Below are 19,078 nucleotides of genomic sequence, written 5' to 3' on the forward strand. Positions count from 1 at the left end.
CGTAAGGACCTGTCCTCAATTTGACCTGTTCCGAAGTTTAATTCTTTTTGAAGTTAGCCACTGGCCGGAATCCCCAGAACCGCTATGGCAAATGCAACAAGTGCCAGGAAACCAAACCACTTCTCTTTGCCACTATCGCCTTTGTGACGCGCGACGAGAACGGCAACCACGCATTGCAATGCATAAAACAGTGCAAACGCTCGCGAGGCGAGAGTAACGATGGACACCACATCGGTTGACCAAATAACGCAAATCGCAACGGCACCGATAACAAGGTAGGCGTGTTTCGGGGTAATGTGCCCTTTGGTTGTCGTGCTAACCAATCCGCTTGCGCCAATCGAATCTGCTACGGAGGCACTAAACTGGCTGGCGATTGCACCCGCAGTGACAACATAGGGCAACCAAGGCGATACGCGCCCAATCACATCAATAAATCCGGCAACATCCGCTGTGGACGTGAAGTAAGGGAACAGTGGGATCATCAGAATGAAAAAACAAACGTAAACCAATGAAGAAACGATCTGTGCACGTTTCATTGCGGATATGCGAACCTTTCCGCTATACATCTGCCCCATGAAACGTGTTGTCTCAAAGCCTTGTACGATAATCAAAAGCCCCATCAGGAACCGAAGGGTGTCCCAATCAAATTCGTGAGTCTGTTTCGAGGCCGCTGTCCAACTATAAGTTTCTGGCAGCGTGAATCCAAAAATGACCAAAGACACCAGCAGTGCAGCAATGGCCGCAAGGTTAGCACTGACAGTGAATTTCTCTGCACGCTCGACGCCCTCCAACCCTTTGGTTGCACCAACGAAACAAATTGCCGAGATCATTGCTGTCGCCACGGCCTTTCCTAAAAACGGGTCATTCCAGCCGATCAATTTTAGGCCAAATGCAGACAACAATACGAGGTAGTACGCAACTGAGATAAAGTACGCACCTATCAGAACCAGATGCGAAAGTGTCTCAATCGACTTTATCGGGTGGCCAACTTCAGCCGCGTCAAAGATAGGTTCGCCCTTCGCAATGTTGTAGCGAATGGCACCGCCAATCAAGAAGGCCAAGAATGTCAAACCAACAACGGCGGCCACGGCCCAAATGCCAATCGCACTGGCCAAGAGAGGCACCGACACCAAGAAGCCACTACCAATGATCGATGCTAAAGGTGTGACCGTCGCCGACCACCCTTTGTTGTTTCGTACTGGTCCGCTGACCAATATGAAAAAGGCGATCACCAACCCTGCGATCATTGTAATATCGAGCATTGTCATAAGGACTATCCTTTCAAAGTACCGGACCAATGGTGGCTATGACGTTGTTCCAGATGCGTCGATGCGCGCGCCAAGCGATGACATCCGACAGCGCGACCCGGTCTGATTGAATAATGTACTCACCCTGGCGTTTTCGGATTGCCGCAGTTGTTTCATTGTCCTGCAACAGGATGTTGTTTTCGTAGTTCAAATCAAAGCTGCGCAAGTCGAGGTTTGAGGAACCAATCAAAGAAACCTTACCATCAATCGTGAGCGTCTTGGCGTGGAGCAGCCCGCCCTTGAATTCATGTATCTCGCACCCAGCCGACAGAAGTTTGCGATAGTAGCTTCGACTTGCGGCAGCCACGATCCAGCTGTCGTTGGTTTGTGGGAAGATCAAAGTAACGATGACACCACGATGCGCGGCCGCACAAAGCGCCTCCAGCACGGTAGCATCCGGCACGAAATAGGGCGTTGAAAGTGTCAAAGTGTCTTGCGCACATGCTATGAGGCTCGCGAACAGCTGCGGGGTGGCCCCTTTGCGTTCAGTTGGCCCGTCGCCCATGACTTGGGCCGCGAACCCGCCCTGCTTTGCGGCGGCGGTTAATTCGAACTCATCAAGGTTTTCATCTGTTGCCTGTATCCAGTCACTGAGAAACAGCAATTCATTCTGCGCAACGATGGGGCCCTCAAACCGCAGCATGATGTCGACCCATGGGGCGTATTTCGCTTTAACCAGAAACTCGGGATCAGCGGAGTTCCGGCTTCCACAATAGGTTATCTTGCTATCGATGACGGTTATTTTGCGGTGATTTCGAAGATCAAACCGGCTCGTCAGAAGTGTGCGGATCAAGTTGTTCAACGGCAAAGCCGCTGCCATGTGGACACCGGCATCCTTCATGTCTTGCCACAGAGGCGATTTGATCAAGGCCCGCGACCCCAAACCGTCCGCCATGGCGCGGCAGATAACGCCCCTGCGCGCGGCACGGATCAAGGCGTGCGCAACGTCTGTGCCGGTTTGGTCGCCCAGCCAAATATAGTACAGGACATGGACATGGCTTTGCGCGGCATCGATGTCAGCAATCAGGCGCGCATTGGTCGCAGCCGCATTCGCCATCAACTCGGCCCTATTTCCTTCGACTGTATGGAATCCGTTGATCGAACCCGCATACTGAAACGCGGACCTGTAAAGGGGATCGATCAGGCGGTTTGCCTCCTCCTTGCTTCCCATAAGATGAGTCGCTTTAGCTCGGATTTGATCGAAGATTTCTGTATGGCGTTTATTGGCCTTATTCCCAAGATCGATTTCCCCAAACAGAAAGTAGATAACGCTACCGACAAAAGGCAGCACCATCAGGACAATGAACCATGCCAGTCGTGCGGGTGGTGAAAGATCATCTCGCAACAAGATACGAACGGTAAACCCGACTACGATAAGTAGATGTAGAGTGAGCAGAAATTCAGTCATTGGATTTACTCCGTGTAATCTAGCTCATTCGCCGTTGAATTGAAGCGACTGGTCCGAAGTGCATGGCTGTAGATCCGCACCCCGCCTCGTCAGGAGGGCAATCATAGGCGTTGAAGTACCAACCGACCTGCACGTTTCATCCTTTGGCGATATCGTCGTAATCACCAAGCCTAAGGTATCCGATCTCACGATAAAGCTTAATTGTGGGGCGCAACCCAAACAGCACGGACCCGACGACAAAAAGCCATGTTCCGAAGTAGGTTGTACTTTCATTGAAGAACAGAAAACTTCCGATGACGAACAGTGCTGCTGCAGAGAAATCAACCACTGTGTAGGCCATTTCGCACAAAGCGTAGAGCCGCTTATGATCTTCGGATTTGGTGTGGTTGTCTGGATTAAACAGTTTCATTTTCGTCCCCTTATGCCAGCCCCGGAAGAACAGCTTTTATACCCGCAACGATCATCTCAACTGCGATTGCCAATAATATCATACCCATCAGACGTGTCATGATAACGCGCATCGTATCTGTAAGAACCTTGCCAAAGAACGAGGCAAAGAACAGCACAACAAACAGCATCGCAAGAATCACCCCCACGACGCCACCAACGGCGATCAGTCCAGTCATCCCTTTGGCATGTCCGGCATAGATTATCAGCGTTGCGATTGTGCCGGGTCCGACGATCATCGGGAAGGTAATTGGGTAGAACGCAAGACCGGACAGATCTTGCATGTGATCTTGTTCTTTGTCGGTGCCGTGGTGCGATGTAATACTACTTCCGTTCAGCATGGACCACGCAATATGGGCCAATACAACACCACCGGCGATCCGAAACTGATCAACGGTAATGCCAAAGAAACCGATGATTTTTTGGCCTGCGAACAAGATGATTACGCACATAATTGCTGAGAATATCGTGATCTTCAGCGCCAGTGTCCGTTGTTGCGCGATCGTGAAACCCGCAGTCAGCGCCAGAAAGATCGGCAAGTTCACAAATGGGTTCATAATCGCAAAAAATGCCCCAAATGCTTTGGTGAGTTCGGCGTAGTCCATTTTAGTCCCTCTTGTTTTTCATAATCCTACGCCAAACATTTTAGATGGCAAAGCGCGCCCTCCGTGAGTGACCGTTCTGCCTTGTACGGAGCCCGTTCGGGGGGGGGCACGCCAGTCAGAACTGACTAAGCTGTTAATTGTGTTAGATTGCGTGAACCTGTCGCGAACTTCAGGAATTTTTGAGGATAGGAAAACGTAGCGAGACTTCGAACCCCGTAGATGTGTTGTCGAGGGAGATTTGGGCATCGTGCAATTCAGAAATCGCCCTAACAATCGCTAACCCCAAGCCATGACCCGGCGTCCCACGATCGGACGCGCCGCGCGCAAACGGCTCAAGGATGGTTTCTTTGCTGACCTCTAAAATGCCCGGCCCTGTATCCTTAATGATCAGTGAAACGGCGTCAGTATCGGATGCAATCACAGCATCAATTGAAGCCCCTGTTCCCGCATGAACAACTGCGTTTTGAACAAGATTGATCACCGCCTGCTGGATCATGTCAGGGTCTGCGTCTATCTGCGCTTCGACCCCGCAGAGCTTCAGTGTCTGGCCGTTTTCCTCCGCCATTGGCGCCAAGAAGCTAATGGCATTGTCGGTAACATCCCAAAGTGAGACATTGCAAAAATTCCTACGATCCTTTGCGTTTTGAATGCTCGACAGACGAAGGATCGTCTCAAATAGAGTGTTGAGCCTATCAGTTTCAGCAAGCGCGTCCGCAATCTTGCTGCTGGCCAACTCATTGGCCGTGACGGCATCTGCGGCTTGGTGCATTGCGATCTGCGCGTGGGAAAGCGGTGTCTTAAGGTCGTGCGCGATGGCTGAAGCAGTAGTTTTCACACTCGATACAAGTCGCTCAAGTTGCGCTAAATTTGCGTTCATGCGCGCCGATACACGGTCAAACTGATCATTCTTGGATCCAACAGGCAGCCGCCTGTCTAATTGACCCGTCGATATGTCGCGAAGTGCAGCCTCCATGTCATTCAAACGAACCTGTGACCGCCGCGCCGCCCAGAGCCCTAAAGTCAACGTGGCCGCACCCAAAAGTATGCCAAAACTGACAAGCCCGAACAGGAGACGTTTTCGGGCATGCGCGATCATATCGCCATTGCGACCAACTATAACCGTGAGCGCATCAAAATGATCCACCTGCAGAACGAACAGGCCGGCAATTCGACCGCCGGTCAGAACACTGAGATCGCGTGTTCCAAATCCGATAAAATCTGGTTGAGCAGAAATCGGTCCTGTGAGGTTGAGATTGCGTTCATCAAAGAGGCCGTAGACGCGGTCAGTGCTGCGGCTTTGCTTCCCTAATGTGTCTATCGCACTAACCAGCCCTGTCGTTCCTTCATCGCGATAGATCTGTTTCAACAGTTCCGTTTCAACACGAATGAGAGCCTGTAGGTCCTCACGCAAGGTTGTCTCAACCGATTTAATGAGCGCCCAAGATGCGATTGAATACAAAACCAGAAAGACGCAGAGCACCCGAAAGGTAGCTTTAAACGGCTCACTGCGGATTAGGCTATCTAGGCGCACGGATCGTGTATCCCATCCCGCGCATGGTATGCAGCAACGTCACATCAAAAGGCTTGTCGATCTTCTGGCGTAGCTTGCTAATATGCGTTTCAACAACTGTCGTCCCTGGATCGAAGTTGAAATCCCAAACCCTCTCTAGGATCATCGTGCGGCTAATCACGCGTCCCGCGTTTTCCATCAAAAGTTGAAGTAGGGAATACTCCTTGTTGTGCAGTTCGATTGTTTGGCTTTGCCGGTTTGCCGTGCGCTCCAACAGATCAAGGGTGAGATCATGCACTGTAAGTTTCGTTCGCTGCTCAGTCTCCTTGGGGCGCCTGGATAACGCCGTGATCCGTGCCAATAGTTCCGAAAAATGGAATGGCTTGACCATGTAATCGTCGCCCCCCGCCATCAATCCATCGACACGGTCCTCTACATCGGACAAGGCCGTTAGAAAAATAACTGGAAGCTCAACCTTAGCCGAGCGCAACGACTTCACAAGCGACAACCCATCCATCCCCGGCATCATTCGGTCAGCTATTAGGAGGTCGACTTCGTTATAAAGGCAATGGGTTAATGCCTCCCGACCGTCCGTCACCCAATCGACTACAAAGCCCTGCTCAACTAAACCTTTTTGAACGTATTCGGCAGACGTTTCATCGTCTTCTGCAAGCAAGATTTTCATAAGATAAAATACTACCTGAACTTCCGTGTTCTACAATGTGCCTTTTCTGCGCCGCGGTGTCGACTTTCAAAGTCCAAGGTCCGGAATGTGTGATCTTCAGTCATTCGGGCATACTGCAGCATCGTTCAAAGTGGGCTCATAGCGGCCATTCTCCGCTTTGCAGCATCATAGGTTATTAACCGAGAACTCACGACACGAACGGCCCTAAGCTGCCGTTTATCCCATTGCGTTGTGCCGCAGCGCAGCTTCACCGGACCGGTCATTCGCTGCCAATGCGGTTTTCTGAAGTGACTAGGGGTAGACGTGCGGAGCTTATTCGAAGCTTCGGATTAGTCTGCTGGTTTTTGCGCTCGTGCCTTCACATAAGCACTATACAACTCGATTGCGGTTGCCTTGTCCGCCTGTGTTGCCTGTGGGTCCACCATAGTTCCTATCATCCCATCCACCTGCGCGTTCGGGGGGGCGACTTCTAAGCCCGCCTTTGTGCAACCAAAACGTAAGAGATCGCACATGATTATCAGAGCTTTACCCTTCGGTGTAAGCGCTCGCACCACCTCACCATACCAACGGATGTGATCATTGTAGTTGTCGAAATGAGGGTGAACGATAACGTAGTTCTGTGACTGGTCGGGAAAGCTCTTACGCTTGGGGTTCGCCCGCACTTCATCCTCATGTTTCGCTATATTGCAGTCTTTGCATGATGCAGCCAAGTTGCGCGGTTCGAACATGAACTGCGGGGCGAGGTTCTTTGCAATTATGTGCTCGCCATCCCAAACCGCTTTGTTGCCGGTAGGATACTTACGACCGCAGTAGCAGCACTGGCGTCCTTGCTCAGCAATGTAGTGGTCCTTTATTTCCGCACGCACTGAGTTAACTTCATCGTCATTCCAGTACTTCGGGTCCTTCTCATCAGGCTGACGGGCTTCAAATGCATCAACCAGTGTCTTATTGGGCGCGCTGTATTGGACGGGATTCATGGTTGAGCTTCTGTCCCAGCGTCCCGCGCAGCATTTTCAACATTTTTGATCAGCTCAACTGCCGGATCAGTGGGTTCCAACTCAATGGCAAATTTGCGTAGGTCCGCGAGAGTCTCCGAAAATGCCGCAGAATTTACATCCCCGTTGGCTATCATGCGCAAAGCGCTGACTATGCGGTCCCGTACATGGAGATTATTTGGTGTCGGCGTACCGAAGATTTCAGCAAGGAGATAGTCTGCCGACTGCCCTTGAAGTTCTTTTTTCGAAGGAAGCTTTTCTTGATCCAAAGAAATGACTTCAGCATGCTCTGGCAGCTCTGAGATCACCATTGGCGAGTGCGTCGCCACCACAAAGTGACAGCCCTTGTATCGCGCGAACGTGCGCAGAAGAAGATCGACGTACTTGACCTGCCATTCTGGATGCAGGCTGAGCTCTGGTTCATCAATCAGCACTAGGCTGCCATTCTCGATAACCGATGCAAGCGCGATAAGTGCAGACACCATGCTCAGCTGACCGGAACTCGCCTGAAGCAAGTCCGTAGGCCCACCATCGATGAGCTCAACACCAACACCAGAGAGACTAAGAAAGCCCGCACGGCGCAATGGTTGCAATTCGAGAAAAAGTGGATCTTGGAACCCCGATTGGAGATCCGCGTGTGTCTCGATTTGACTACGCTCAGCTTTATTCAGCGCGAGATTGGCCAACTCCCTCAAATTTGCAGTTGTAAGTTCACTTCGCATGATGTCGTCAAGTAACCTTCTCCTCGAGTATGGTTCATTGTTGGACACAGAAGGGTCGAGCCCGTTTGCAAACTCACGCAGTAGTGACTTTTCCCGGAGCCGGTAGACCGCTGTGACCATGGGAACCATGCCGAGAAAATCGAAAACTGCGCCAATGTTACTACGGCGCAGTGCGCTGTTATCGGAACTATCGAACAGGCTGCTTAGAGAGCGAAAGAGCAGTGTCCGGATCGAAGCTTTCCCGAAATTGTCTCGTAGCCCCAGGTAGCGATACATTGGTGACGCAACTTCCAATGGCGCCACTGACCTTGGAATCGTTCGCGGCACCGGAAACTTGTCGAAGGGACTGATCGTCAGCGCAACGATGCGTCTAGGCAGCGGGAGCTCTTCTGGTGCCACTTCGCGACCATCAACGTGCGCAGTAATTGTACGATCTTTTCTTTGAGTGATCGTGCAATTGTGACCATCAACCTGGTAGACTAACAAGTCTAACGGCAGGACGCCCCTAATCTGTTTTCGCTTACCTCTTTGTAATTCCTCAACGCGCAAGAAAGTCTGAATAATTGCACTTAGAAGATGCGATTTACCCGTTCCATTTTTGCCTATGATGGCGGTGAGTTGCTCGTGCTGCTCGCCGTTTGGATGGGCAATTCGACTAAAAAATGCGTGAGGGTTGATGTACGGAATACCTTTCCGTCGCCAGGGTATTTCTACGGGCACATCTGCAGTGCGCGCTTCTAGCAACTGAAAATCATCTCCAGCGTACATACGTTCTCCAAAACTATTTGCTTCTGCAACTCTTGATTGTTTTCTGCGGGATGTCGAGCAAGATCACTAGAGGTGGAGACTATAAGTAAGGCTGACGATTGCCGCTTCCTGAAATGCGCCGCTCAACCTATAGTTAATTGGATTAAGCAGAAACGGTGAAATATGGCGTCGCTTCAAGAAGCAGTTGTAAGAAAGTTCCTCCAGACCCTGGACGAAAATGAGACATTCGATCAATCGAAGACCGCAAAGCTTGAAGCGCTCCTAAAGGCAGACGGGAAGATCAAACCGGACGATCTTGCCGCGATCTTCGCCCTCCCGGACGGTGGAGAGATCCTATGATCAAGATTGCTTCGGCGCATATCGAGGAGTTTCGCGGCATTCGGAAGCTGGACATCGACTTTGCCGAAAAATCCTTCGCAGTATCTGGCCCGAATGGCTCGGGAAAAAGCGGGGTCATCGATGCAATTGAATTTGCACTCACAGGTCAGATTGGTCGTCTGACCGGACCGGGAACCAAAGGGTTGTCGCTCGGAGATCATGGTCCGCACGTTGACCGTATCAAATTCCCAGATGCGGCATTCGTAGAGCTCGAAGTATCGTTTCCGACGCTGGGCAAGAATGCCAAGCTGACCCGTAAGATTTCTGCCCCCAAAAATCAAATGATTGAGCCAAGCGATCCGGACATCGTGGCGATATTGGATGAGGTTGCTCAGCATCCCGAAATCACTTTGGCGAGACGGGAAATTTTGAAGTTCATCCTGGTCGAACCAACAAAACGCTCTGCGCAAATTCAAGAGATTTTGAAGATCGATGAACTGGGCCAGACTCGTTCGGCATTGAACACTGCTTCTGGCAAACTCAATCGGGCTGCGATCGCAGCTGAAAAGGATACGCTAAACAAGAAAAACACCTTGATGCAGCACTTGGAGATTGCCTCATTGTCTGCAGCCGAGATGCTGGGAGCCGTGAATGCAAAGCGCGAGCTGCTCGGCCTCGCGGTCCATCATGCCATTACGGCCGAGACCGTCATCGACCAAGGCTTGGCAGAGCCTAGCCAAGAAAAATCACTCAACAAGCCTGCCGCACTGATTGAACTAGACAAGCTGACTAGGGCGATAGCGGGGTTTGGCCAGGCAAATTCGCCAGACGCGCAGGCGCTTGTTGTTCAGATCGAGCAACTTGAAAATGACGCGCAGCTCCTTGTTTCGCTGCAGCAACGTGAGTTGGTAGAACGCGGATTGAAATTGGTCGATGGCCCCGCATGTCCGATGTGCGACCATGAATGGCCAGATGAAGCACACCTACTTTCGCATCTGCATGCAAAGCAGCAGAAATCGAACGCTGCTGGGGAACTTAAGCAGCAACTTTTGGATCATGCGTCGGCGCTCTCAACGGAGGTTGGAGCCCTGAAGGCGCTCTTGATCGAAACGCATCGTATTGCGAAGCTTGAAAACGCGACCGAGATTTTGGCTAGCGTGACGGCTTGGGGCAAAAACCTCGCCTCACTACAGGAACGGCTAAAGTCATTTACGGAGATATTGGAGCTCAGGGATTGGCTAACTTCCGGATGGCCGGACATTCCGGAAGACTTCGAAGCAAAGCTTGCGGCTTTTGTTGACGCGATACGTGCGAAGCCCGACCAGTCAGCGACCTTGGCCGCACAGAGTTTTCTAATCAACGCAGAACAAAGGTTTAAGGACTACAAAGCAGCTCGGCAGGCTGAGAAAAAGGCACAAAAGGCTCGTGACGCCGGGAAAGTTGCTTACGACGCATGGTGCGCGGCAATGGAGTCTGAGCTCGACGAGCTATATGAGGCTGTGGAGGATGACTTCAGCAACTTCTACCGCATCTTGAATGATGGCGACGAGCAGAAGTTCGTCGCCCGATTTAAGGCCACTGAAGGGCGTCTCGATTTCGATGTGAACTTTTATGAGCGGGGCCTTTTCCCGCCAGGGGCTTTCCATAGCGAAGGACATCAGGACGGAATGGGGGTCTGTCTCTACCTTGCTTTGATGAAGCGGCTACTCGGCGATAGCTTTACGGTCGCGCTGCTTGATGACGTAGTCATGTCAGTCGATGCAGACCATAGATACCAGTTCTGCAAGCTGTTGATGTCGGAATTTCCAGACACGCAATTCATAATAGCAACGCACGACAAAGTTTGGGCAGAGCAGATGCGCTCATCGAAGTTGGTGTCGCGAAAGACGTCAATGATATTTGACAGTTGGTCAGTGGAGACTGGTCCTTTGGTGGAGTCCAACCCGGAGATTTGGGTAGAGATTGATGCAGCCTTGGCGAAGGGCAAGGTCGAAGTTGCTGCACCGATATTGCGGCGTCACATGGAGTTTGTCGCTCGATTGCTAGCGGATCAACTGGGAGCACAAACTGTCTTTCGAGCTGACAACAGCTACGATCTTGGAGGGCTCTTACCAAGTGCTATGTCCAGGCTGTCAGACCTTTTAGGTAAGGCCATCGACTCGGCGCAATCTTGGGGTAACGAAGACCAAAAATCCGAGGCACTCGCGCGTAGACAGCGGCTAAAGCAGGCAAACACCCATAAGGGTGAGGAAGATTGGACGATCAACAAGGCAATACACTTCAATGAGTGGGCCAACTTTAGTCCGAATGACTTCAAGCCGGTTGTTCAAGCGTTCAAAGATCTTTTGGCGTGCGCGCAATGCGATGACTGCGGTTCTTGGCTGTACATCACGCCCAAAGGTACTTCGCCCGACGGGCTTCGGTGTTCGTGCAATGCTGCAAATTTCAATCTGAAGAACAAGCCAAAGCAACTACCTTGAACGCCATTCGTTGTGAACTCGCTGGAGCAGCCAACGTCTGCTTTGGATGGCTGCGCATTTACAATTTGCGAGCATAGCGAAAGTCAGCTTTCCGCCCTTAGTGTCGTGAGACGTCATACCACTTTGGTGAAAAATCCATCAATAAACACGGTTTGACACATAGCCGTCTCTAGTTTTTTAGCCGCAACGAATAAGCACACATCAAGCATGATTGAAATTGAAGCCGTTACAGAAAATCAAAATGCCCGCTACTAGGGCCGAGTTCTATCACCTTAATGTTTTCAGACACTTAGACATCAGTGGAAGAATTAGACCTGATTAGTGGAAGGCAATTCAGCCAAAGTGGCGCTGAATTGCCTGTCGTTTCACAAGTTCCTAAACGTTTGGCTCAGCCACATTTTGAATGCCCGCAGTCGGAGCACGTCATACAGCCCTCGACCATACGTAGCGTGTATTGGCCGCAGCTCGGGCAAGCGTTGCCTTTGGGTGTCATCGGAACGACGTCCGCATGCGGGTCTGATTTCAGCCCCATTCCCTCGCCCGCCAAAAAGCCCGTCGAAACCATGTGCTTTTCAATGACTCCGCCGATCGCGGCAAGAATGGACGGCACATACTTACCCTGCATCCATGCGCCACCACGCGGGTCGAAAACGGCTTTCAGTTCTTCAACAACAAAGCTCACGTCGCCGCCACGGCGGAACACGGCTGAAATCATCCGCGTTAACGCGACGGTCCACGCAAAGTGTTCCATGTTCTTGGAATTGATGAACACCTCGAACGGGCGGCTTTGGCCCTGATGCTGGATGTCGTTTACTGTGATATAAATCGCGTGCTCACTATCGGGCCATTTTAGCTTATAGGTCTGCCCCGTCAGTTCACCTGGGCGGTCCAGCGGTTCGGTCATGTAGATTACGTCACCGACGTTCTGATCCGCGATCACTTCCGGTTTTGGATCTTCCGCGACCGACAAAACCGACCCTGTAACCTCATTCGGACGATAAGTCGTACAGCCCTTGCAGCCACTGTCCCATGCTTCCATGTAGACGTCTTTGAAAGACTGGAAATCTATGTCTTCTGGTACGTTGATGGTCTTGGAGATTGAGCTGTCGACCCATTTCTGAGCCGCCGCTTGCATGCGGACATGCTCCAGTGCCGGCAACGTCTGCGCATTGACAAAATAGTCGGGCAATTCGACATCGCCGTGCAGATCACGCCACATCTTGACTGCATAATCCACGACTTCTTCCTCGGTGCGACTGCCGTCCTTTTGCAAGACCTTGCGAGTATAAGCATAAGCAAATACCGGCTCGATCCCGCTGGACACATTCCCTGCATAAAGCGAAATCGTCCCAGTTGGCGCAACGGACGTCAGCAAAGCGTTGCGAATGCCATGTTCGCGAATGGCATCACGCACATCATCATCCATCTGTTTCATATTGCCCGACGCCAAATATTGGTCCGCATCGAACAACGGGAACGCGCCCTTCTCCTTAGCCAAGTCAACCGACGCCAGATACGCGGCGCGTGCGATCGCTTTCATCCAGACTTCCGTCTGACGCGCCGCTTCTTCCGATCCATAGCGCAAGCCCACCATCAGCAAAGCATCCGCAAGACCCGTAACGCCAAGCCCGATCCGTCGCTTTGCAGCGGCTTCTTTTGCCTGCGCCTCGAGCGGGAACTTTGACGCATCAACCACGTTATCCATCATGCGAACGGCTGTTGCGACCAACTCTGTCAGCTCGTCTTCTTTGACCTGTGCGGCCTCTTCGAACGGGAAATGCACCAATCGTGCAAGGTTGATCGATCCCAGCAAGCACGCCCCATAAGGTGGCAAAGGCTGTTCACCACAAGGGTTCGTCGCGGCGATGGTCTCTACATAGTTGAGGTTGTTCATCTCGTTGATACGGTCGATGAAAATAACTCCCGGTTCGGCGTGGCTGTAGGTGGACGACATGATGCTGTCCCACAATTCACGCGCTTGAACCGTGCGCACAGTCGCACCGTCCCAGACCAGATCCCAAGGCTGATCGGCCTTTACAGCCTCCATGAACGGGTCCGTTACAAGGACGGACATATTGAACATCCGCAGTCGTGCCGCATCCGATTTGGCAGTAATAAAATCTTCTACGTCAGGGTGGTCACAGCGCATCGTTGCCATCATCGCGCCACGACGCGATCCGGCGGACATGATCGTGCGGCACATCGCGTCCCACACATCCATGAAAGACAGCGGACCAGACGCATCCGCGGCAACACCTTTAACGACAGCACCTTTGGGGCGAATGGTCGAGAAATCATACCCGATCCCGCCACCCTGCTGCATCGTCAACGCCGCCTCGCGCAGGTTGTCGAAAATGCCTGACATGGTGTCAGGAATCGTGCCCATGACAAAACAGTTGAACAAGGTGACGGCACGGTCCGTCCCTGCCCCAGCTGTGATACGCCCAGCAGGCAGATAACGGAAATCCTCGAGCGCTTTGTAGAACTTCGGCTCCCATTCGCTTGGCTTTTTTTCAACGCTGGCCAAGGATTTTGCGACCCGCGCCCACGTGTCTTCGACTGTGGCATCAATCGGTGTACCATCACCCTCTTTCAGGCGGTATTTCATGTCCCAGATTTGTTCGGCAATAGGGGCAGCAAAGCGGGTCATGGCGGGTCCTTTGGGATGGTAGCAGAATCATTAAGAAGGTCTTACCCTACCATATGTAGGGGGAACTTTTGAAGAACATACTTCATTTACAAAAGCTGTCCGTTGGCACGGAAAATGTCTCAGATCTCACTCTGTGGCAAGACGAGAAACGTGCCCAAACGGCAGATGGGCTACCACGTCACGTAACCCGAATGTGGCCAAAACGCGAGACTGAAATCCTTGAAGGTGGGTCAATTTATTGGGTCATAAAAGGGCAGCTTGCCTGCCGCCAAAAAGTGCTGCGCCTTGATGAAGTCATCGGCGCGGATGGCATCCGGCGTTGTGCAATTGTACTGGACCCCGAACTCATTCGTGTTGTCCCGACTCTAAAGCGCCCGTTTCAGGGTTGGCGGTACCTTAAACCCGAAGACGCCCCGATGGATTTACCGCAGGGCCGCGAAGCTGAAGAAGCATTGCCCGAAACGTTGAGCGCGGCGCTTGCGGAGATTGGCGTTCTATAGCGTCGCCATCGCAACCGGCCGCGCTGAAATAGCGCTAGCCGGTCAGCTTTTCGTCCAACGCCTTAAGCGTATTGCGTTGCTCTTGTGACCACCCATGGCGACGACCGCGAAACAGCGTCGCTTGGCTCGAGTGGATCATCCCATCGCTGAGAATTTTCAACCCGTTTGCACGCAGGGTCTCTCCGGTCGAGGTAATGTCAGCAACTGCTTCGGCTGTTTCATTGCGAATGGTGCCTTCAGTGGCGCCTTGGCTGTCGATCAGTTGGTAATCGGCCACCCCGTTTTCGCGCAGAAAATCCCGAACCAGACGGTGGTATTTTGTGGCAATCCGCAGGCGGAACCCGTGGTTGGCGCGAAACGCCGCCGCAACGGCATCTAAATCATCCAAGGTATCCACGTCGATCCAAGCATTCGGCACTGCGATAATCAAATCCGCGCCGCCAAACCCCATCTTCGCAATCTCGACCACACGTTGGTCCCAGCCGGACAGTTTTTCGCGCACAAGGTCCGATCCCGTCACGCCAAGATGAATGCGTCCAGCATCCAGCTCACGCGGAATTTCACCAGCTGATAGCAATACCAGTTCGATGCCGTCGATTCCTTCGACTGCACCGGCATATTCGCGGTCTGATCCGGACTTGCGAAGGATCACACCTCGCGCAGCAAACCAGTCAAAGGTCTTGTCCATTAGCCGCCCCTTAGACGGCACACCCAATTTCAACGTCATTGCGCGCCCTCCGCGATGGCCACAAGATCAGGACGGATCACACCGCCAACGGCAGGAACGCCTGTTCCACCGCCAAGCACAGTGGTCAGCGCATCATACCGGCCGCCCGTTGCGATAGGTGGTAGGTTTAATTCGGCATCCGCAGCAAAGCCAAAAACGAAACCATCGTAGTATTCCATCGACGTACGTCCATAAGAGGTCTCAAACGGCAAGGCGTCCACATCAATGCCACGCGCCGCCAATGCGTCCAACCTTTTGGCCAAACCATCAACTGCGACGCCAATCGACGGCAGATCAACAGAAATATCACGCAAAGCAGTCAAAGCATTCGGCGCGGTTTCCCGCACCTTCAGCAAGGCATCCATCAAATCGCGTTCGACGTTTGAAATGGGGTCAGAGGATGCATCATCGCGCAAAGCGTCAATCCGCAGCGCGATTTCAGATTCCGTCCGCAATCCCAGTAGCGGCGGCATTCCAGCCATCGGATCCGCCTGTTCCAAAAGTGCTGTGCGGCTTGCAGGAATCGGCATTCGCCCGCCAAAACGGTCCAACAAAGCCTTGAAACGACGCGGCCGCCAAAGATGACGCATCAACGCCGCACGTCGGCGTTCCGTTGTCGCAAGGCCCTGAACTGCAGCTCGCAAAATTCCAATATCACCAGTCGACGCAGTGACCGGAAGGTCGCTCAATAGTTCTGAAATCGCCGCGAACACTTCGGCATCTGCGGCGGCAGGATCGGCACCGTCAAAGACTTCATAACCAACCTGCACATACTCGGTAGGACGGCTTTCATCTTGTTCCTGTTGACGGAACACTTTGCCGACGTAGGTATATCGGGCCGGTTCTGCACCAACTGCCATATGTTGCTGCACAATCGGCACGGTAAAGTCTGGCCGCATCATCAGCTCACCGCGCAACGCATCGTGCGTGGTAAAGGCGCGCGCACGGATGTCCTCGCCGTAGAGGTCCAGCAAAGTACCCGCAGGCTGTAAAACGTCGGCATCCGTTACAACAGCCCCAAGGGCTGCGAACTTATCTTGGTAGGCCCGCGCACGGGTCCATAAGGCTTGGCTGTTTGTGCTCACTGGCTTTGCTCTTCCAAGAGCGCCTTGATCCGGTCAACCAGATCGGCGCGTGGAATTTCGAACTGTTGCGGACGCTCGCTCCATTCTTCCTGCGACGCGGTCTCTGCAATCTTCGCCCCTAGGATCAGATCTTTTACCTGCAACGTCCCTGCCTCCAACTCATCGCCGCCTTGGATGATGGCGATTGGGCTGTTGCGTTGGTCCGCATATTTCAACTGATTGCCAAAGCTTTTTGGATTACCGAGGTAGACTTCGGCCCGAATGCCCGCATTGCGCAGTTCAGAAACAATCGCCTGATAATCTGCCATGCGGTGCTTATCCATAACCGTGACCACAACAGGCCCAGTGGTGTCCGTGTCCAGACGACCCTTCATGTGCAAGGCTGCAAGAAGGCGGTCAACGCCAATAGAAACACCCGTCGCTGGGACTTCTTGGCCGGTGAAGCGTTTCACGAGGTCGTCGTAACGACCACCACCAGCGACAGAACCAAAGGAACGCGGACGGCCCTTCTCGTCTTTGATCTCGAACGTCAGTTCCGCTTCGAACACGGGGCCCGTGTAGTAGCCAAGGCCACGCACAACTGATGGATCGATCACGATCCGATCAGCACCATAGCCGCCAGCAGCCAAGAGATCGGCCATCTGTCGAAGTTCATCAAGACCTTGCGCTCCGACTACGCTGTTCCGAATTGCATTTCCCAACATTCCCAAAGTTGACTCTGTATCTACCCCTTTTGCGGTCAGAAACATCAATACAGGTTCCGCCTGAGCGTCGCTCAGGCCCACACCGTCAATGTAAGCACCAGACGCATCCAGACGCCCCTTGCCCAGCAATTCACGCACGCCACTTTCGCCGACCTTATCAAACTTGTCGATAGTGCGCAGGACGTTGGCTTTTTGGTCGTCATCAGACAGACCCATGACCTCAAGCACACCGTTCAAAACCTTACGGTTGTTGATGCGCACGACATAGTCACCGCGTTCAATACCAACGGCCTCAAGCGTATCAGCCAGCATCGCGCAAATCTCTGCATCTGCGGCGACATTGCCAGACCCGACTGTATCGGCATCGCACTGATAGAATTGACGGAACCGACCCGGTCCCGGCTTTTCATTGCGCCACACCGGACCCATCGCAAAGCGGCGATAAGGGGTTGGCAAATCATTGCGGTGCTGCGCGAAAACACGGGCCAGTGGCGCCGTCAGATCATAGCGCAATGCCAGCCAATCGCCGTTGTCATTCTCATCCTCTTCCTGCCACGCGAACACGCCTTCATTCGGGCGGTCCACATCCGGAAGGAACTTGCCTAGCGCCTCTACGGTTTCAACGGCAGCCGACTCAAGCGCTTCGAACCCGTAGCGATGATAAACCCCAGCGATCACGCGCAACATTTCTGTACGCTGTGCAACCTCTGCTCCGAAATAATCGCGGAAACCCTTTGGGGTTTGCGCCTTTGGACGTTGGGGTTTTTTCTGCTTGGCCATGACAGGCTCCGCTCGTTGAATAATATCCCCCGCGCTTTACCCCGCCCGCTGCCCCCACGCAACAGCGGGGCCAAGAAAGCGGTTGGCAAATTACCCCAACGCCCCTTAATGAGCAGTATGAGCGATCAAACACACCTAGAAGAACAACTGGCCCACCTGAACCGCACTGTCGACGATCTGTCAGATATTGTGGCGCGGCAGGAAACGGAAATCAGCAAGCTGACGCACCGCGTCAAAATGTTGATGGAGCGCGAAGCCAGCCGCGAGATGGACACGGGCAGTTCCGTGCCCTTGGCCGATCAGCGACCACCGCACTACTAAACGGCGTTATTCACCGCTCTTGATCGACATCGCGAGCACTTCGCCGTCATGAACCAAGATTTGCGCCCATTGCGTCGGGACAGCACTAAACGTGCCACCAAAGAAATTGTAGACGGTGATGAACTGCGTGTTGCGATCCAGACGCGTGCGGCGTTCACCACAAGGCTGACCGCGACCAACCCGACATTCGCTGGCCTTTAGGGCCTCATAGGCGTTGTCGGTGGTTGTATAGGCGATCCGTTCGTTGCTGGGGCGGTAGCGGACGAATTCGTGGGTTTCGACATCGCCCGTGACAACAACAGCACCCGTGAACGTACGAACGCAGTCGTCTTTAAAGCCAGTGATATAAAACGGACGCAACCCCGTTGACCCCGGTGACGTGTCGTAAATGCGATACCCTGCTGCGGCATCAACCTGACCGCCAAGTTCACGGGGCGGAATTCCGCAAACGCGGGCGATTTGTCCAAATGGAAGGACGGTGCCTGCGTCAACATCAGACGCATCAGGGCCCGTGCGTGGGGCCGCGCGATCGGGCGATCTGCGGAAAAGGCCACCAAGGCCTCGTCGCGGTTGTTCTAATTCTGGTTCCGGCGCTACGGAGACCTCAATCACCTCGGCGTCTTCGGCTCCAACACCTCCAGCGGCGGGTGTGATTTCTGCGTCCTGAAGGGCGGCTTCGACGGCTGCATTCGTCGGATCATCAGGTTGGCGGTTCAAAAGACGGCCAAACAAGCCGCCGCCTGTGTTGCCTGCCTCAGAGGGGACCTGCGCGACGGATGCCGAACGTTCAGAAACGGTCACATCGTTCAGCCGCGCTATATCGCGCAGCGGATCACCACATCCCGCCAAGGTGGCGACGACCCCAAAACCCAATAAAATACGGCGCATTCAGCGTCCTTTAACCTGTTATTAAAGCGTTCTTAACGGATCGCCCTGCATGCGTCTAGATAACCCTCATGGCAGGCAAGGTTTCGCCACTACGCGCTCCGCCCTCACACAACGCGATCACATTTACGCGCAATGGGTTCCCTTGGCGGCCCAACGCCCTAGTCTTAGGTCAATCGCA

16 protein-coding genes are annotated in these 19,078 nt (G+C 53.1%); 3 read left to right on the top strand and 13 right to left on the bottom strand.

What is annotated here, in order from left to right; genetic code table 11:
- Positions 1-53 precede the first annotated feature (53 nt).
- The 8 genes from L0666_RS16050 to L0666_RS16085 all read right to left on the bottom strand — a co-directional run bounded on the left by L0666_RS16050 (position 54) and on the right by L0666_RS16085 (position 8,447).
- On the bottom strand, positions 54-1,268 hold the full coding sequence (locus L0666_RS16050) for a hypothetical protein (RefSeq protein ID WP_235262401.1): 1,215 nt from the start codon (positions 1,266-1,268) through the stop codon (positions 54-56).
- A 13-nt stretch (positions 1,269-1,281) separates the two neighbouring features.
- The gene (gene cls / locus L0666_RS16055; RefSeq protein WP_235262402.1) at positions 1,282-2,715 is read right to left on the bottom strand and encodes a cardiolipin synthase; all 1,434 of its coding nucleotides are present in this window, start codon (positions 2,713-2,715) and stop codon (positions 1,282-1,284) included.
- A gap of 136 nt (positions 2,716-2,851) precedes the next feature.
- Positions 2,852-3,124, bottom strand: a complete 273-nt coding sequence (locus L0666_RS16060; RefSeq protein WP_235262403.1) for a YrhK family protein — start codon at positions 3,122-3,124, stop codon at positions 2,852-2,854.
- 10 nt (positions 3,125-3,134) lie between these two features.
- On the bottom strand, positions 3,135-3,767 hold the full coding sequence (locus tag L0666_RS16065) for a MarC family protein (protein ID WP_235262404.1): 633 nt from the start codon (positions 3,765-3,767) through the stop codon (positions 3,135-3,137).
- A 169-nt stretch (positions 3,768-3,936) separates the two neighbouring features.
- A complete protein-coding gene (locus tag L0666_RS16070) occupies positions 3,937-5,178 on the bottom strand; it encodes a HAMP domain-containing sensor histidine kinase (protein WP_235262405.1) in 1,242 nt (413 codons plus the stop codon).
- A 106-nt stretch (positions 5,179-5,284) separates the two neighbouring features.
- The gene (locus L0666_RS16075; RefSeq protein ID WP_235262406.1) at positions 5,285-5,962 is read right to left on the bottom strand and encodes a response regulator; all 678 of its coding nucleotides are present in this window, start codon (positions 5,960-5,962) and stop codon (positions 5,285-5,287) included.
- Positions 5,963-6,291: 329 nt separating this feature from the next.
- Positions 6,292-6,939, bottom strand: coding sequence for an HNH endonuclease (locus L0666_RS16080; RefSeq protein ID WP_235262407.1), 648 nt, complete (start codon positions 6,937-6,939; stop codon positions 6,292-6,294).
- A complete protein-coding gene (locus L0666_RS16085; RefSeq protein ID WP_235262408.1) occupies positions 6,936-8,447 on the bottom strand; it encodes an AAA family ATPase in 1,512 nt (503 codons plus the stop codon). The genes L0666_RS16080 and L0666_RS16085 overlap by 4 nt, the downstream gene beginning before the upstream one ends.
- Positions 8,448-8,782: 335 nt before the next feature.
- Here L0666_RS16085 and L0666_RS16090 point away from each other — a divergent pair, with 335 nt between their 5' ends.
- Positions 8,783-11,245, top strand: coding sequence for an AAA family ATPase (locus L0666_RS16090; RefSeq protein ID WP_235262409.1), 2,463 nt, complete (start codon positions 8,783-8,785; stop codon positions 11,243-11,245).
- Between the two features lie 388 nt (positions 11,246-11,633).
- Here L0666_RS16090 and L0666_RS16095 read toward each other — a convergent pair whose 3' ends face one another.
- On the bottom strand, positions 11,634-13,895 hold the full coding sequence (locus tag L0666_RS16095; RefSeq protein ID WP_235262410.1) for an adenosylcobalamin-dependent ribonucleoside-diphosphate reductase: 2,262 nt from the start codon (positions 13,893-13,895) through the stop codon (positions 11,634-11,636).
- A 68-nt stretch (positions 13,896-13,963) separates the two neighbouring features.
- Here L0666_RS16095 and L0666_RS16100 point away from each other — a divergent pair, with 68 nt between their 5' ends.
- Positions 13,964-14,395 carry a DUF1489 family protein gene (locus tag L0666_RS16100; RefSeq protein ID WP_235262411.1) on the top strand — a complete coding sequence of 144 codons (432 nt, stop codon included), beginning with the start codon at positions 13,964-13,966 and terminating at the stop codon, positions 14,393-14,395.
- A 34-nt stretch (positions 14,396-14,429) separates the two neighbouring features.
- On the opposite strand, the gene hisG is transcribed toward L0666_RS16100, so the two are convergent.
- Genes hisG through hisS form a run of 3 tightly spaced genes read right to left on the bottom strand, consistent with a single transcriptional unit; the run spans position 14,430 to position 17,691 of the window.
- Positions 14,430-15,122: an ATP phosphoribosyltransferase gene (hisG, locus tag L0666_RS16105; RefSeq protein ID WP_235262412.1), complete on the bottom strand. Its 693-nt coding sequence runs from the start codon at positions 15,120-15,122 to the stop codon at positions 14,430-14,432.
- Complete coding sequence (locus L0666_RS16110; protein ID WP_235262413.1) at positions 15,119-16,207, bottom strand: ATP phosphoribosyltransferase regulatory subunit; 1,089 nt, start codon at positions 16,205-16,207, stop codon at positions 15,119-15,121. Before L0666_RS16110 ends, hisG begins: the two co-directional genes overlap by 4 nt.
- Positions 16,204-17,691 carry a histidine--tRNA ligase gene (gene hisS / locus L0666_RS16115; protein ID WP_235262414.1) on the bottom strand — a complete coding sequence of 496 codons (1,488 nt, stop codon included), beginning with the start codon at positions 17,689-17,691 and terminating at the stop codon, positions 16,204-16,206. The genes L0666_RS16110 and hisS overlap by 4 nt, the downstream gene beginning before the upstream one ends.
- A 117-nt stretch (positions 17,692-17,808) precedes the next feature.
- Here hisS and L0666_RS16120 point away from each other — a divergent pair, with 117 nt between their 5' ends.
- Positions 17,809-18,012 carry a SlyX family protein gene (locus L0666_RS16120; RefSeq protein ID WP_235262415.1) on the top strand — a complete coding sequence of 68 codons (204 nt, stop codon included), beginning with the start codon at positions 17,809-17,811 and terminating at the stop codon, positions 18,010-18,012.
- 6 nt (positions 18,013-18,018) lie between these two features.
- Here the strand turns inward: L0666_RS16120 and L0666_RS16125 are convergent, their stop codons facing one another.
- Positions 18,019-18,900: a hypothetical protein gene (locus L0666_RS16125; RefSeq protein ID WP_235262416.1), complete on the bottom strand. Its 882-nt coding sequence runs from the start codon at positions 18,898-18,900 to the stop codon at positions 18,019-18,021.
- Positions 18,901-19,078: the final 178 nt, after the last annotated feature.

Origin of the sequence: Octadecabacter algicola, assembly GCF_021532625.1 — a bacterium.
Lineage (GTDB): Bacteria > Pseudomonadota > Alphaproteobacteria > Rhodobacterales > Rhodobacteraceae > Octadecabacter > Octadecabacter algicola.